This window comes from Sorangium sp. So ce367 (genome assembly GCF_051520455.1).
Taxonomy (GTDB): Bacteria; Myxococcota_A; Polyangia; order Polyangiales; family Polyangiaceae; genus Sorangium; species Sorangium cellulosum_B.
Map to the genome: position 1 here is coordinate 1,989,872 of NZ_CP150334.1, position 14,506 is coordinate 2,004,377.

The following is a 14,506-nucleotide window of genomic DNA, read 5'->3' on the forward strand; positions in this document are numbered from 1 at the left end:
CGCCGATCGCTCGACGGCCCCCGCGCGCGCCAGCGCTTCCGCCCCCGCAGGAACCCTTTCGATCTGCTATGCCCGGTACATGGGCATCCTCCCGCTCGCCGAACGCCTCGCCAAGAAGGCGCTGAACAGGTCCGGGGTGCAGAGCCGCTGGGTCGACACGTCGGTCTGCCGGCTGCACCTCTACGATGCTCCGGGCACGGGCCCGCTCCCGACGGTGGTCCTGCTCCACGGCATCGGCTCCTCGGCGCTCCCGTACGCGCCGGTGCTGCAGCGACTCCGGGGGCGCGCCCGCCGCGTCATCGCCGCGGAGTCGCCGGGGCACGGGTGGAGCGCGGCGCCGGCGTCGGCGTTCACGCCGGAGTGCCTCGCCACCGCCATGCACGAGCTGCTCGACCGCGAGCTCGACGAGCCGGCGATCGTCGTCGGAAACTCCCTCGGCGGCGCGGTCGCGGTGAGCTACGCGCTGAGCTCGCCGGACCGCGTGCGCGCGCTGGTGCTCGCGTCGCCGGCCGGCGCCGGCATGCAGCAGGCCGAGCTCGCCGAGCTGCTCGCCGTGTTCAACCTGCGGTCGCGGGCCGACGCCCATGCGTTCTTCGCGCGCCTCTACCACCGCGTCCCGTGGTTCACCCCGCTGATCGCCGGCGACGTCGTGCGGACGTTCTCGCGCGAGACCATCCTCTCCTTCAGGCGCTCGGCCCGGTGCGACCACGCGTTCACGCCCGAGCAGCTGGCCGCGCTCTCGATGCCGATCCTGCTGATCTGGGGCCGCTCGGACCGCCTGATGCCGAGCGCCAACCTCGAGTACTACCGGCGGCACCTCCCTCCGCACGCGGAGATCGAGGAGCCCGAGGGCATCGGGCACTGCCCGCAGGTCGACGACCCGCGCCGCTTCGCCGAGCGGATCGCCGCGTTCGCGTGGGCGGCGCGCTCGACGGCGTCGCCGGGCGCGGCGCCGTCGCCCTCGAGCGCGGCGCCGTCGCCCTCGAGCGCGGCGCCGGCGGCGTAGGGGGCGGCGCCGGCGGCGCCGGCGCCGGGAGAGGCGCCTGCGTCAGGCGTCTTCGGGGAGCGCGCCGTGCCGCTTCAGCAGGGCGCGGGTCAGGCTGCGGCGTAGCGGCATGATGCGCTCGCCGTCGCTGCCTGCGCCGAGGAGCACGGTCGCGAAGAAGTAGGTGTCTGCCCCGCGCTCGACGTAGCCGACCAGCCAGCCGGTGCTCGATCGCTCGTCCATCTCCATCCCCGTCTTGCCGCGCAGCGTGTAGGCCGGCGTCTGCTCCAGCACGAGGATCCGCTTCACGATGTCCACGCTCCGCGCGGAGCAGGGCAGCGCGCCGGCGTGGAGCCGCCGCAGGAAATCGATCTGCTCGTGCGGGGAGATGCGGAGCCCCCCGGTCAGCCAGAACTGGTCGATGCCCCCCGAGATGTCGCGGTTGCCGTAGCCGAGCGCGTCGAGGTGCGCCTGCATGCGCTCGGGCCCGATCCGGCGCGCGACCTCCTGGTAGAACCAGACGACCGAGTGCTTCATCGCCGACGCGAGATCGTGATCGCGGTTCCAGTCGGGCACGCGGCGCTGCACCCCGTCCCACCGCAGCGTGAAGCGCTCGTCCGGGATGACCCCGGTCTCCAGGCCGATGATCGTGTTCGGGATCTTGAAGGTCGAGGCGGGCACGTACCGCGACGCCGCGCGGTCGGGGTTCACGACGCGGGTGACGCCCCGCGCGGCGTCGAACAGGACGAACGCGCCGTCCACGCCCTCCGCGCGGAGGAGCGCCGCCCCGCCCTCGTCGATCTCGGTCCGCGCCGCGGCCGGCGCGCTCGCGGCCGGCGCGCTTGCGGCCGGCGGGGCCGCCCCGCCGCTCGCCGCCGGGGGAGCTGACGGCGGCGGCGGCGCCGTGGCGCAGGCGCTCGCTGTCGTGACGATCGCGAGGAGCGCGCCGGAGAGCAGGGGACGCGCCGAGGCGAGGGCGCGGCGCGAGAGGCACCCGGGGAGCGGAGAAAGCATGGCGCCGTCAACGCGGCCGGGGGCCGCGCGCATTCCCGCGCCGCCTCCGCGGTCGTCACCGCCGTCGCCGCCGCTCATTCCCGCGCCGCCTCCGCGGTCGTCACCGCCGTCGCCGCCGCTCATTCCCGCGCCGCCTCCGCGGTCGTTGCTGCCATCGCCGCCGCGGTCGCCGCCGGCGCCGTCCGCTCGCCCTCCGCGAAGTCGACGTCGATCCCGACGATCTTCATGAGCCGCAGCGCGTTCGCGCTCGTCACCACGCCGGGCTTCAGCTTGTAGTCGAAGGTCATCCTGTCCTCGACCACGAGCTCCTCGAAGTGCATGTTGCGCACCCGCCCCGCGGTCTCCTGCTCCAGCACGGCGAGCCCCATGTCGTGCGACGAGACCGCGCCGATGGCCCCCTGCGCGACGAGGTGCCGCACGACAGCCCTCGCCCCGATCTGGCGCTCCCGCGCGTTCGTGCCGTGGAGGATCTCGTCGAGCAGGAACAGCACCCGCTCGCCGCCGTTCGCGCCGTCGACGACGCGCTTCAGGCGGGTCAGCTCGGCGTAGAAGTGCGAGACGCCGTGCTCGAGCGAGTCCTTGATCCGCATGCTCGTCCGCACGCGGACCGGCGAGAGCGCCAGCGACGACGCGCAGACCGGCGCGCCCGCGAGGGCGAGGGCGGCGTTCACCCCGACGGCGCGCAGCAGCGTGCTCTTGCCCGACATGTTGGACCCCGTCACGAGCAGCGCGGCGCCCGCGCCCTCGAGCGAGACGTCGTTCGTCACCCGCCGGTCGCGCGGGAGGAGCGGGTGGCCGAGCCCCGACGCCGTGAAGCGCGGCTCGCCGTCCTTCACGTCGGGGTACGCGTAGTCGGGGTTCTCGTGCGCGAACGTCGCGAGGCTCGCGAGCGCCTCCATGTGCCCGAGCGTCCGCATCCACGCCTTCACGTGCCGGCCCGCGCGCAGCTTCCACCGCTCCAGCGCGAGCGCGCACCACACGTCCCAGAGCAGGAAGAGGTTGGCGACGATGTGGACGAGCCCGCTGTGGCGCAGGTCCGAGTAGCCGACCCGGCTCTCGAGCGCCGTCATCTCCCGCGAGGCGAGCACGCCCGAGGGCCCCGCGAGCTCGGCCTTGAGCTCGCCGAGCAGCGCCGACGAGAACGCCTGCTCCTCGACGCGGGCGAGGATCGGCCGGTACCGGGCGAACGGCGCCTCGCGCGACGAGGCCGCGGCGACGATCGGCTCGACCGCGGGCCGCAGCAGGACCAGCACGAGGATCTGGGCGGCCAGCGGCAGGAGGTAGGCGTGGCGGAGCAGCCCGAGCTGCTCCGCGGGGATGAACCGCGGCGCCGCGAGCAGCGCCAGCGTCAGCGGCACGAGCACCTTCGCCGCGGTCAGGAGCGCGCTCACCGGCAGGCCGCCCGCGCGGGCCTCCGGGCCGAGCAGCGCCGGCGGCGCCTCGGCCCACGCGATGAGCGGGCCGGCCTCGCGCCCGCGCGCCCCCGCCTGCATGCCCACCACCGCGAGATCCTCCCGGAACGCCCCGAGGCCGGCGAGCTCGCGCACCGCCTCCTGCCGCGCCGCCACGGCGGTCGCCGGGGCGGGCTCCGCGAGGAAGGCCGCGAGCGTGGCCTCGCCCTCGCCCGTCTGCGCCAGGTTGAGCAGCTGGAACAGCGACGCCTGCCCGAACACGTCGAGATCGCCCGCGTAATCGTGGTCCGGCGCGGCGAACCGATCGCCACGCTCCGGGAAATCGGCGAAATCGCCGGCGACCCGCCGCTTGCCGCGCACGTAGAGGCCGATGCGCTGCTCGAGCTCCGTCATCCGGGTGACGAGGCGCGCGTGCGCGACGAGCAGCCCGAGGAACACCGCGGTCACCGCCCCGGCGGCGTACGTGACCCACCGCGGCACGTCGCCGAAGAGCGCGTACCCCCCGGCCACGGCCGCCGCCAGGAACGAGACCCCGCGCAGCAGCGAGAAGGTCTTCGAGCGGCGATCGAGCGCGCCGGCCTCGGCGCGCAGGACCGAGAGGCGATCTTCGTAGGCGGACAGGACGCGCTGCGCGACGGCGTTGGGGGGCGGCTCCACGGGGCCCTCTCCATAGGCCACCGCCGGCCGTGCATCCAGCCGGAGGGGGGTCCTCCCACGAAGGACACGAAAGCTTTGAAGCGTCCTGGCTGGCTGCTCGTACAATGCCGCCCATGGACCAGAACCTGCTGGAGCGCCTCAAGGCGTACACCGTCGTCGTCGCGGACACCGGCGACATCAACTCGATCGAGAAATTCCGCCCCCAGGACGCGACGACGAACCCGTCGCTCATCACGGCGGCGGCCCAGATGCCCGAGTACGCCGACATCGTGAGCGGCGCGCTCGCCTGGGGCCAGAAGGAGGCGGGCCGGGGCAAGGGGCCGGACGACGTCGTGGGCCTCGCGTTCGAGCGGCTCGCCGTCGACTTCGGCCTGCGCATCCTGAAGATCATCCCCGGCCGCGTCTCGACCGAGGTCGACGCGCGCCTCTCCTTCGACACCCAGGCGACCATCGAGAAGGGCCGGAGCATCGTGCGCCTTTACGAGGAGGCCGGCGTCTCGCGCAAGCGCGTCCTCATCAAGATCGCCTCGACGTGGGAGGGCATCCGCGCGGCGGAGGTCCTCGAGAAGGAGGGCATCCACTGCAACCTCACGCTGCTCTTCGGGCTGCACCAGGCGATCGCGTGCGCCGAGGCGGGCGTGACGCTCATCTCGCCGTTCGTCGGGCGCATCCTCGACTGGTACCTGAAGGACACCGGCCGCACGAGCTACGCGCCGGCCGAGGACCCCGGCGTCGTCTCGGTCACGAAGATCTACAACTACTACAAGAAGCACGGCTACAAGACCGAGGTGATGGGCGCGAGCTTCCGCAACATCGACGAGATCAAGGAGCTCGCCGGCTGCGACCTCCTGACGATCTCGCCGAAGCTGCTCTCGGAGCTCGCCTCCGCGCGCGGCGACCTGCCGAGGAAGCTCGACCCCGACGCGGCGCGCGCCCTGCAGATCGCGAAGATCCCGATGGATGAGGCGGCGTTCGGCGCGATGCACGCCGCCGACCGGATGGCGAGCGACAAGCTGAGCGAGGGCATCGACGGCTTCGCGAAGGCGCTCGCCTCGCTCGAGGTCCTGCTCCGCGAGCGCCTCCAGCAGGGGGCCGCCTCCTAGCGCTGACGACGCGCGACGCGCGATCGCGGCGCGCGGCGGAGCTCCGGGGAGCGGGCCCGGGCGCCGCTGGGGCACCTACGCGGCGACCCCGCGCCGCGTAGGTGCCCCAGCGCGCGCCTGCGTGCGCCTGCGTTGAGGAACGGAGGCGCGGGAAGAAGGCGGAGGGCCGGCTTGCATGTGAGCCTCCCCGTCCTCTAGGATTCGTCAAAACTGGACGAATTTCGGACAGCATTCGATCGCCCGCGCCGCGCGTGGTCGACTGCGGTTCTCCGGGAGGCTCCTCATGAGCCGCCCTTTTCGCGATGGCATCGAGGAGGCGACGTTGAAGCTCACGTCACAGGAGTACTGGGAGAACCACTGGAAGGGCTACGTCGGCACCGACGATCTGGGTGGCGGCTGCGAGATCTACGACGACGTCGCTCCGTTCCTGCCGCGCGGGGAGGGGTTGTCGTTCTTCGAGATCGGCTGCGCACCAGGCCGTATCCTTGTCGACTTCTGTGGGCGCCTGGGGTTCACGGCGTATGGCCTGGATTACGCCTGCGACCCGGAGGTCGTCGAGCAGGAGATCCGGAAGCGCGGCATCAAGGTCGGCAAGATCGAGAAGGGGGATTTCTTCAGCTGGAAGCCCCAGCAGAAGTTCGATATCGTCGCTTCCTTCGGGTTCATCGAGCACTTCGATGACGCCGGGGCGGTGATGGATCGGCACTTCGAGCTGGTGAAGCCGGGGGGCACCGTGGTCGTGGGCATGCCGAACTTCGCCGGCGGGCAGAAGGCGCTCCACTGGCTGTTCGATCGCAAGAACCTGAAGGGCCACAACACCCGCATCATGAACCTGCCGTTCCTGGAGGCCGCCGCCCGCCGCAACGGCGCCGAGATCGTCCAGGCCCGCTACACGGGCGGCCATTTCGATTTCTGGCTGGACGACGAGGCGCCGCTCCTGGCGCGGCGTGTCGTCTGGAAGGTCGTCCCGCCCCTCAAGGCGATCGCGCGCCGGGTGGTCCCCGGCGAGACGAACCCCTGGTTCTCGCCCTTCCTGTTCGCCATCTACCGGGCGCCCCTGCTGCCCGCAGGGACAGCCGACGCTTGATCCTCTCCCCGATGAGCGAACCGAGCCAGAACGTCGCCACCCCGCCGGCTGTCCGCGACGCAGACGCCGATCACCGCTTCCGCGAGAGCGCGCGGCGCCACGGCTGGGATCCCGACGATCCGTGGGTCGGGGGGTATGCCATGTTGGAGTGGCGCCGCAGCCGCCACGCCTACGACGACCTCTTCACGTCGGTCCGCGGCAAGAAGGTGCTCGAGTTCGGCTGCCACTTCGGCGGGACGTCGATCGTGCTCGCGACCCTGGGCGCCGAGGTGACCGCGCTCGACGTCGACCCCATGTACGTCGAGCTGGCGCAGCTGAACGTCGAGCGCCACGGGCTGTCGGACCGGATCCGCATTCATCACGTCCCCGACACGACCGCGATGCCGTTCGCCGACGGGGAGTTCGAGCTCGTCTCCTGCAACAGCGTGCTCGAGTACGTCCCGCCTGAGCGCCTGCCGGCCGTCCAGCGCGAGATCGATCGGGTGCTCGGGCCGTGGGGGTTCATCGTCATCCTGGGCACGAGCAACCGCCTCTGGCCGGTCGAGTGCCACAGCCGCCGCCCCCTGATGAACTACGTGCCTCGGCTGCTGCGCCCGCTGTTCCCGGGCAGGTCGATCTACAGCGTATTTCCCTGGCAGCTCCGGCGCGGGTTCGGCGATTATGTCGACATATCGCAGCAGGATCGCGGCCGGCTGATCGTCGACCTGAAGGCCAAGATGGGGCTGTCCGGGCCGCGGCTCATGGCCCTGTCGGCGGCGAACCGGCTGCTCGGCCCGCTCGGGATGCACGTGGGCTGCGTGTCCCCGACGATCACGATGGTTCTTCAGAAGCGCGGTGAGGGAGGAGCTGGCGATGGCTGACGGGAGGACGCGGGTATACATCACCGTGGACGTGGAGTGCGCCGAGGAGCGCATCCTGGGCGATACCAAGTCTCCCGCGATGGGCTACGACCTCCGGATCTGGGGCCGCTTCGTCAACCAGCGCGAGCCCCTCGGCATCGAGCTCATCATGCGCGAGCTCGAGGCGTACGGCCAGCGCGGGACGTTCTTCGTCGAGGCCATCGGCTCGTACAGCTTCGGGATGGACGGGCTGACGAGCGTGTGCCAGGCGCTCCACAGCCGCGGCCACGACGTGCAGCTGCACGTGCACCCGGTGCAGCGGCGCGCGGACTGGCACACCCGGGGCGAGCCCCGCGTCTCCGACGACATCGCCGACTACCCGGTCGAGGAGCAGACGCGGCTCCTCCTCGAGGGGCGCGACCTGCTCGTGCGCGCGGGCGTCCCGGCGAGCGAGCTGCTCGGCTACCGCGCTGGCAACTTCGGCGCGAGCAACGACACATGGCGGGCGATGAAGCGGGCGGGGCTCGTGCTGAGCAGCAACTACAACCCCTGCTACTTCAGCAAGAACTGCAAGATGCAGTATCCGGGCGCGCGGCTCGGCCTCTTCGAGACGCCCGAGCCGGGGGTGTACGAGCTGCCGGTCACGAACTTCATCGAGCCCACGAAGCGCTTCAGGCACCTTCAGATCACGGCGGTGACCCTCGACGAGATCAAGCACTGTCTCCTCCGCTACCGCGCCCTCGGGGTGAAGGAGGTCACGCTGGTGACCCACTCGTTCGAGTTCTATTTCCTCGACTCGGCGGAGGCGCGCCGCGGCTTCCCGAACCGGCTCAACGTCGAGCGGCTCCGCGGGCTCTGCCGCTTCCTCGACGAGAACTCGAAGGACTTCGAGGTCGACACCGTGGGCGCCCTCGCGCGCCGGCTCTCGGACGCGACGTCTTCCACGCACGGTTCCACGCACGGGGCGCGCGGTGTCGATGAGGGCGCGCCGCCCTCGCTGCAGTTCCCCCACTCCAACGCGATCCACCACGCCCGCCGCGTCGTCGAGCAGGCGTACAAGCGCGTGGCGCAGCGGTTCACGTTCGGCTGACCGGGTCGGCCAGACTCCTGCGCGGTGCTAAGTAGCGCGTATGCGGCTCATCGGACAGATCCACGTTTCGCTCAAGGGCAGCATCATCCAGCGCAACCCCACCGTCTGGGAGAAGCTGAAGCGCAGCTTCGGCGCCACGGTGGATCTCGACACCGATCGCGTGCGCGTCGAGCTCGAGGCCACCGCCGTGGTCGATCAGGTGCGGGGGGCGCTCGTCCAGCTCGGGGTCACGAACGCCCTCTCGCTCGTGATCGACGACACGGTCATCTTCCAGGACACGGACGGGAAGCCGGACGATCTTCCCGACCTCGTGCTCGCGCTGTCCGAGCATTCCGCCGTGTTCGGGCGCGGGTTCAGCGAGCTCAGGTTCGCCGCCGAGCACGAGGAGGCGGGGCTGCACCTGGTCATCGAGACGCGGGCGCGCACCGAGCACGCCGACGACGAGCCGGCGGGGCTCGTCTCCATCGGCGGGCGCTTGCGGGATCTCGAGCCGCGAGCCGGCGAGTCCGCGGAGGACTACCGCCGCCGCGTCGAGCCCCTGGCGAAGGATCCGGCGCTGTTCGAGGCGGCGCGGCTGCAGTTCGAGTCCTTCGTCGGGCGGGTCGAGGGCGCCCTCAAGGCCACGATGCCGGAGGCGCGCGTGGAGCATCACCACGCCGACGCGCGCGTCGTGCACGCGCCAGCGGGCGACGGCGCGGGCGCCGAGCGGCCTCCCGTGGGCCCCACGCACCCCGGCTATGACCCGTTCGTCGTCTATTACCCACCCAGCCCGCTGGGGATGATGCTGGACGTGATGCTCATCTCCTCGTTCATGCACATGCTCACGCCGCCACACGTCCTCTTCGTGAACCCGGCGGGCACGATGCTCGGCACAGCGCAGGAGGCCGCCGAGAATCCTGACCTCTTGAGCGGCGCGGATCGCGGCGGCGACGACCTCTCCGCGGGCGACGAGGGGGACGGGGCGGATGACGGCGATCCGTGGGGTGATGACGGCGGCGGGGTCGATGACGGCGGCGGGGTCGATGACGGCGGCGGGTTCGACGGCGATTTCGGCGATTGAGCCGCTCGCGCCGGGCCGCGGCGAGGCGCCGCGGCAGGGCCTCGCGCGTCTGTCGCGCGCAGGTTCCGGCGCGCAGCACGCGAGCGCGCCCGCGACGCGCTGACCTCGCGGTCGAGCGGGCTCGTCCGGCCATGGACGACGACTGGCGATCATGGTACGCCGCGCTACGGCCGTGACCGGCGCTGGCATGAGCATCTATCGCGCCGGCGTGCTGATGGTCGCGCGCGCCGAACCCTGGACTGGAGAGCGCGATGAACAAGAGCGAGGCGGCGCTTCGGAAGCAGCCGCAGGTGGCGGGCGGTGGAGATCCGGAGATCGCCAGAGAGGTCCGTACCATCATTGCAGAGCGATGTGGGATGAGCGTCGACGCCGTGACTCCCGACCTGTCGCTCGAGAGCGGCCTCGGCGTGGATTCACTGGCGCTCATCGAGGTCAACGTCGCGCTCGAGGAGCGATTCCAGATCGTGGCGCCCGATTTCGCGGCGCCCGATCAGGCGCAGATCAGCACGGTCGGCGACGTGATCGCCTTCGTCGAGGCGCAGATCGCGGCGCGGGGCGGCCGGGGAGGGGCGCCTTGACCGCCCCGCGCACGCGCGCCGAGCGCGAGGCCGCCGTCCGGACGCCCGAGGAGCAGCGGGAGCACGAGCGGCGGGAGGTCGCCGCTCATTACCAGAACGACCCGGAGATATTCTCCATGGTCCTCGACAGCCGCCTGGCCTACGCGACGGGCATCTTCCTCGATCCCGCCGAGAGCCTCGAGACGGCGCAAGAGCGGAAGTACGACTGGGTCCGCCGCGAGCTCGACATCCACCCCGGAGAGCGCGTCCTCGACGTGGGGTGCGGCTGGGGCTCGAACCTCATCTATCTCGCCGAGCGCACCGGCGGGAGCTTTCAGGGCGTCACGCTGAGCGACAAGCAGCGGCAGGAGGCGCTCCGCCGCGCGGACCGGGCGGGCGTCGCCTCGCGGGTCCGCATCGACCTCGCTCATATCGAGGACATCGACCTCGCGCCCGAGTCGCTCGACGCCGTGCTCTTCGTGGGCAGCATCGTGCACATGCACAACCGCGAGCGGATCCACCAGAAGATCGCCGCCGCGCTGCGCCCGGGCGGCAGGCTGCTCATCTCCGACTGCTATTTCCCGGCGCGCGCCCGCGGGGACCGGGAGAGCTCTGCGACGCAGTACATCTTCGTCGAGGCGCTCGGCTATTGCCGCCTGATCTCGCTGGCCGAGGAGCTCGGGATGATCGAGCAGGCCGGCCTCGATGTCCGGCGCGTCGAGGATCTCACGAGCTCGTACGTGCACACGGTCGCCCGGTGGATCGACAACGTGCGCGCGAACCGCGCCCGGATCGACGCCCGCGCGCCCGGCTTCTCGCGGCTGCTCCAGACGTACATGACCGTGGGCCGGCTCTCCTTCGCGCGCCGCACCGCGCTCGAGTACATGATCGTGGCGACGAAGGGCGGCGGCCGCGAGCGCCTCGGCGTCGCGCCCTCGCCCGAGCCAGGGCGCGCGCCGTGAGCCGCGGGCTCTCTGCGCGGACGGTCGCGGGCCTGCTCAGGGCGCGGGCCGAGGCGACGCCGGATCGATTCGGGTTCTATCACAAGCAGCAGGGCGAGTTCGTCGGGTGGTCGTGGGCGGAGTACTGGCGCCGCGCGTGCGCGGCGGCGTCGGGCCTGCTCGCGGCGGGGGTGCGCCCGGGTGATCGCGTGCTCCTGCTCGTGACGGACGTGGAGGTGGCGGTGCCGTGCCTCTTCGGCGTCTGGGTGCTCGGCGCGGTGCCGATCCAGGTCGGGGTGCCCTACCGGCTCACCGACGTGGCGGCGTTCCTCGGCGAGCTCCGGCGGACGGCCGACCGCGTCGGCGCGCGCGCGCTCGTCGTCTCGTCCGCGCTGCTCGGCTTCGCGCAGGGTGAAGAGGGGGCGGACGGCCTCCTCCAGCTCGCCGCCGAGCCGCTGCTCGACGCGCCCCTCGCGGGTTCGCTGCCCGATCCGGAGCGCGCGCCCGGGCCCGCGCTCATCCAGCTCACGAGCGGCAGCACCGGGCACCCGCGCGGCGTGGTGATCCCGCACGAGCGGCTGATGCTGCACCTCGACGCGATGAGCCAGCGGCTCCCGGTGCGCGGCGAGGGCGCGGGGGGCGTCTCGTGGCTGCCGCTCCACCACGACATGGGCCTCGTCGGCGGGTTGCTCTTCCCGCTCTTCAACGATTTCCCCGTTCACATGCTCTCGCCGCTCGAGTTCCGGACGCGGCCGTTCTCGTGGCTCGCGGAGATGTCGAGCATCCGGGGCGTCATCTCGCTCGGGCCGCCGAGCGCCTATGCCATCTGCATCGGCCTCGCCCGCCGCGCCGCCGAGGCGGGCCTCGATCTCGGCGCGTGGCGGTGCGCGATGATCGGCGCCGAGCCGATCTCCCCCGCCTTGCTCCGCCGCTTCGCCGAGGCGTTCGCGCCCTGCGGCTTCCGCGTCGAGGCGTTCTTCCCCGTCTACGGGCTGGCCGAGGCGACGGTCGCCGTGACCTTCCCCGACCTCTACGCCGAGCCGCGCGCCCTCACGGTGGATCGCGGCCTCTTGGAGCGCGAGGGCCGCGTCGAGGAGGCCGCGCCTGGCCCCCTCTCGCTGGAGCTCACCGGCGTCGGCAGGCCGATCCCGCACACGGAGATCCGGATCGTGGACGCCCAGCGCATCCCCGTCCCGGAGCGCACGGTTGGGGAGATCGAGGTGCGCTCGGAGACGGTGATGGAGGGCTATTTCAACGAGCCCGAGGCGACCGCCGAGGCGCTCGTGGGCGGGTGGCTGCGCACGGGCGATCTCGGGTTCATCGACCGCGGGACGCTGTTCGTCACCGGCCGGAAGAAGGAGGTGATCATCAAGGGTGGTCACACGATGATCCCCGCCGTGATCGAGGAGATCGCCTCCCGGGTCGACGGGATCCGGGCCGGGTGCGTCGTCGCGGTCGGGCTGTTCGTCGAGGAGCGCCAGACCGAGTCGGTCTACGTGGTGGCCGAGACGCGCGCCGAGGCGTCCGAGCAAGCCGGCCTCGTGGAGCGCGTGCGGGAGGCGCTGCGGGCGAACGGCGTCACGGTGGACCAGGTTGTCCTGGTTCCGCCGGGCGAGCTGCCCAAGACGACGAGCGGCAAGCTGCGACGCCGGGAGGTCGCCGAGCGGCTGCGCGCGGGTGCGCTCCGCTGAAGAGCGCTCCGGCCCCTTCTCCCCATCATCCGTCACCAACGTGAGTATGAACGTGAACGTGAACGTTTACGTGGTCGTGGTCGTTCACGGCCTATCGTTGACGACCACGACCACGACCACGTAAACGTTCGGATGTAGGAGGACGCGGCGGGGAACGGCCGATTTCGCGGGCGCTGCAGGGCGGTGCGCGATAGATCCCGGAATCGCTCTCCGGAGCACAACCGAACGGGACCGTCCATGTTGAGCAGCCTGCGAGACCACGAGTCCACCTGTCCCTCCCCGCTTTCGCCCGAGGCGCGCGCGTGGGAGCTGGAGCAGCTCCGGGCGCTCGGCCTCGAGGATGACGACTGGTGCTCGGACGACCAATGCCCCTTCTGTGCGGGGCGGCCCCTGTCCGTGGAGAGCAAACGAGCGCACGGGTGAGCGGCGCCCTCGGTCGGGGCCGGGTCACCGGCGCGAGCGGCCGGTGACCCGCGCGGGGATCACTCTGCGATCTTCCCCTTCACCCACTTGCCCGACTCGGTGAGGTCGTTGTCGTTCCAGTTGCCCATCTGGTTTGCGTTGGGCCTGAGCGCGGAGCACGCCTCGGCCTTGTCGCCAAGCGACCAGTTGGCCCAGCTGATGTTGTGCGAGTCCAGGAAGTCGAGCCAGGTCTGCGACTCGCCGAGGTTGAGCTGACCGTTGCCGTCGGCGGAGCAGGTCCCCCACTCGGTCACGAAGAGCGCCAGCTTCTTGTTGATGGCCTTCTGGGCCTTGTCGCGCAGCGACGCCTTGTGCGTGTTGGCATAGAAGTGGAGGGTGTACGCCACGTTCTGATCGCTGAGGGGATTGTCCGCGGCGATGTCGACGTCCTGCGACCAGTTCGGCGAGCCGACGATGACCAGGTTGTTCGCGCCCTGGCCGCGGATCTCGGAGATCACCGCCTCGGCGTAGGACTTCACCGCGGGCCAGGTGTTCGTGTTGAGGGGCTCGTTGAACACCTCGAAGATGACGTTGGGCGTGTTCTTGTAGGCCTGCGCCACCTCGCGGAAGTAGTTCTTCGCCAGGTCCAGGTGCTGGTGCGCGTTGTGATCGTGCCAGTCGAGGATGACGTAGATGCCCTTCGCGATCGCCGCGTCGGCGATGGTCTTCGCCTTGGCCTTCTGGGCGCCCGCGTCCTGGAGGTACCCGTCTTCGCCCTCGATGCCCATGGCGGCGCGGACGACGGTCGACTCCCAGTTGTCCGCGAGCGAATTGACGACATTGCCGTTGTAGTAGTTGCTCCACTGGCTCCAGAACAGGCTCATGCCTTTGAGCTGGACCGGGGACCCGTGCTCGCCGACGATGTTGCCGTTCATGACCCGCAGCCGGCCATGACGCTCGACCGGCGTGCCGTCCGTGGGGATCCCCCCGGTGCTCGCGCTCGTCGTGGACGAGGCCGATGTCGTCGCGCTCGCGGAGGTCGTCGAGGCGCTCGAGGTCGTCGCGCTCGCGGAGGTCGTCGAGGCGCTCGAGGTCGTCGCGGAGGTCGTCGAGGCGCTCGAGGTCGTCGCGCTCGCGGAGGTCGCCCCGCCGCCGCCCGAGCCGCCCGCGCCGCCCGCGCCGTCCTCCGTCCCCGCGTCACCGCAGCCGATCAGCACGGTGGCTTGCAGCGCAACCACCGCAAGGCCGAATGACCACTTCGACCTGCCAAGCACACCGCGAAGCAAAACAGTTTTCATCATGTCCTCCAAGAGAAGTAGCCGGATGGCGCGGCATTAAAAGGGCAGTTCAGCGCCATGGCAAGCCCTCTGCGTGCCTCTGAATCAAGGGATAAAATCCACGCTGTTGTATGGCAAAATACAGTGTTGGTGCACGCAGGTGACAGCTGCGGCCGGTGGTCTCCAGCGAGACCGTGAGGCGAAGCCTTCACGGGCGCCGATCTGAGGGAGCTGTGGTGTGCAGGCAACAGAAATTTCGCAAAAAATATGCCAGTTGGCGGAGCCCGTGGAACGGACGCTGCTGCGCTGCGTCTCCGGTCTGGGCGCGAGGGCTGTCCCGCGCCGGTCCACGCAGGCTACAGTGCTCCCCTTGGTGGTCGGGTGACCACCC

13 protein-coding genes are annotated in these 14,506 nt (G+C 71.2%); 10 read left to right on the forward strand and 3 right to left on the reverse strand.

Going from position 1 to position 14,506, the window contains the following annotated elements; genetic code table 11:
* Nucleotides 1-79 precede the first annotated feature (79 nt).
* A complete protein-coding gene (locus tag WME97_RS07700) occupies nt 80-1,006 on the forward strand; it encodes an alpha/beta fold hydrolase (RefSeq protein WP_437550728.1) in 927 nt (308 codons plus the stop codon).
* Between the two features lie 42 nt (nt 1,007-1,048).
* Here WME97_RS07700 and blaOXA read toward each other — a convergent pair whose 3' ends face one another.
* Together blaOXA and WME97_RS07710 are read right to left on the reverse strand one after the other, a co-directional pair.
* The gene (gene blaOXA / locus WME97_RS07705) at nt 1,049-1,999 is read right to left on the reverse strand and encodes a class D beta-lactamase (protein WP_437550730.1); all 951 of its coding nucleotides are present in this window, start codon (nt 1,997-1,999) and stop codon (nt 1,049-1,051) included.
* A gap of 119 nt (nt 2,000-2,118) precedes the next feature.
* Nucleotides 2,119-4,068: a MutS family DNA mismatch repair protein gene (locus tag WME97_RS07710; protein ID WP_437550732.1), complete on the reverse strand. Its 1,950-nt coding sequence runs from the start codon at nt 4,066-4,068 to the stop codon at nt 2,119-2,121.
* A 113-nt stretch (nt 4,069-4,181) separates the two neighbouring features.
* Here WME97_RS07710 and WME97_RS07715 point away from each other — a divergent pair, with 113 nt between their 5' ends.
* The 8 genes from WME97_RS07715 to WME97_RS07750 all read left to right on the forward strand — a co-directional run bounded on the left by WME97_RS07715 (nt 4,182) and on the right by WME97_RS07750 (nt 12,436).
* Complete coding sequence (locus tag WME97_RS07715) at nt 4,182-5,171, forward strand: transaldolase (protein WP_437550734.1); 990 nt, start codon at nt 4,182-4,184, stop codon at nt 5,169-5,171.
* 283 nt (nt 5,172-5,454) lie between these two features.
* On the forward strand, nt 5,455-6,258 hold the full coding sequence (locus tag WME97_RS07720; RefSeq protein ID WP_437550736.1) for a class I SAM-dependent methyltransferase: 804 nt from the start codon (nt 5,455-5,457) through the stop codon (nt 6,256-6,258).
* 11 nt (nt 6,259-6,269) lie between these two features.
* Nucleotides 6,270-7,118, forward strand: coding sequence for a methyltransferase domain-containing protein (locus tag WME97_RS07725; RefSeq protein WP_437550738.1), 849 nt, complete (start codon nt 6,270-6,272; stop codon nt 7,116-7,118).
* Nucleotides 7,111-8,187 carry a polysaccharide deacetylase family protein gene (locus tag WME97_RS07730; RefSeq protein ID WP_437550740.1) on the forward strand — a complete coding sequence of 359 codons (1,077 nt, stop codon included), beginning with the start codon at nt 7,111-7,113 and terminating at the stop codon, nt 8,185-8,187. Before WME97_RS07725 ends, WME97_RS07730 begins: the two co-directional genes overlap by 8 nt.
* A 40-nt stretch (nt 8,188-8,227) precedes the next feature.
* Nucleotides 8,228-9,247, forward strand: a complete 1,020-nt coding sequence (locus tag WME97_RS07735) for a hypothetical protein (protein WP_437550742.1) — start codon at nt 8,228-8,230, stop codon at nt 9,245-9,247.
* 251 nt (nt 9,248-9,498) lie between these two features.
* The gene (locus tag WME97_RS07740; protein WP_049876196.1) at nt 9,499-9,825 is read left to right on the forward strand and encodes an acyl carrier protein; all 327 of its coding nucleotides are present in this window, start codon (nt 9,499-9,501) and stop codon (nt 9,823-9,825) included.
* On the forward strand, nt 9,822-10,766 hold the full coding sequence (locus tag WME97_RS07745; RefSeq protein ID WP_437550744.1) for an SAM-dependent methyltransferase: 945 nt from the start codon (nt 9,822-9,824) through the stop codon (nt 10,764-10,766). The genes WME97_RS07740 and WME97_RS07745 overlap by 4 nt, the downstream gene beginning before the upstream one ends.
* Complete coding sequence (locus tag WME97_RS07750) at nt 10,763-12,436, forward strand: AMP-binding protein (RefSeq protein ID WP_437550746.1); 1,674 nt, start codon at nt 10,763-10,765, stop codon at nt 12,434-12,436. Before WME97_RS07745 ends, WME97_RS07750 begins: the two co-directional genes overlap by 4 nt.
* Before the next feature lie 482 nt (nt 12,437-12,918).
* Here WME97_RS07750 and WME97_RS07755 read toward each other — a convergent pair whose 3' ends face one another.
* Complete coding sequence (locus tag WME97_RS07755; RefSeq protein WP_437550748.1) at nt 12,919-13,773, reverse strand: glycoside hydrolase family 5 protein; 855 nt, start codon at nt 13,771-13,773, stop codon at nt 12,919-12,921.
* 40 nt (nt 13,774-13,813) lie between these two features.
* Between WME97_RS07755 and WME97_RS07760 the strand changes: the two genes are divergently transcribed.
* Entirely contained in the window at nt 13,814-14,176 is a 363-nt protein-coding gene (locus WME97_RS07760) for a hypothetical protein (protein ID WP_437550750.1), read from the forward strand.
* The last annotated feature ends 330 nt before the right edge of the window (nt 14,177-14,506 follow it).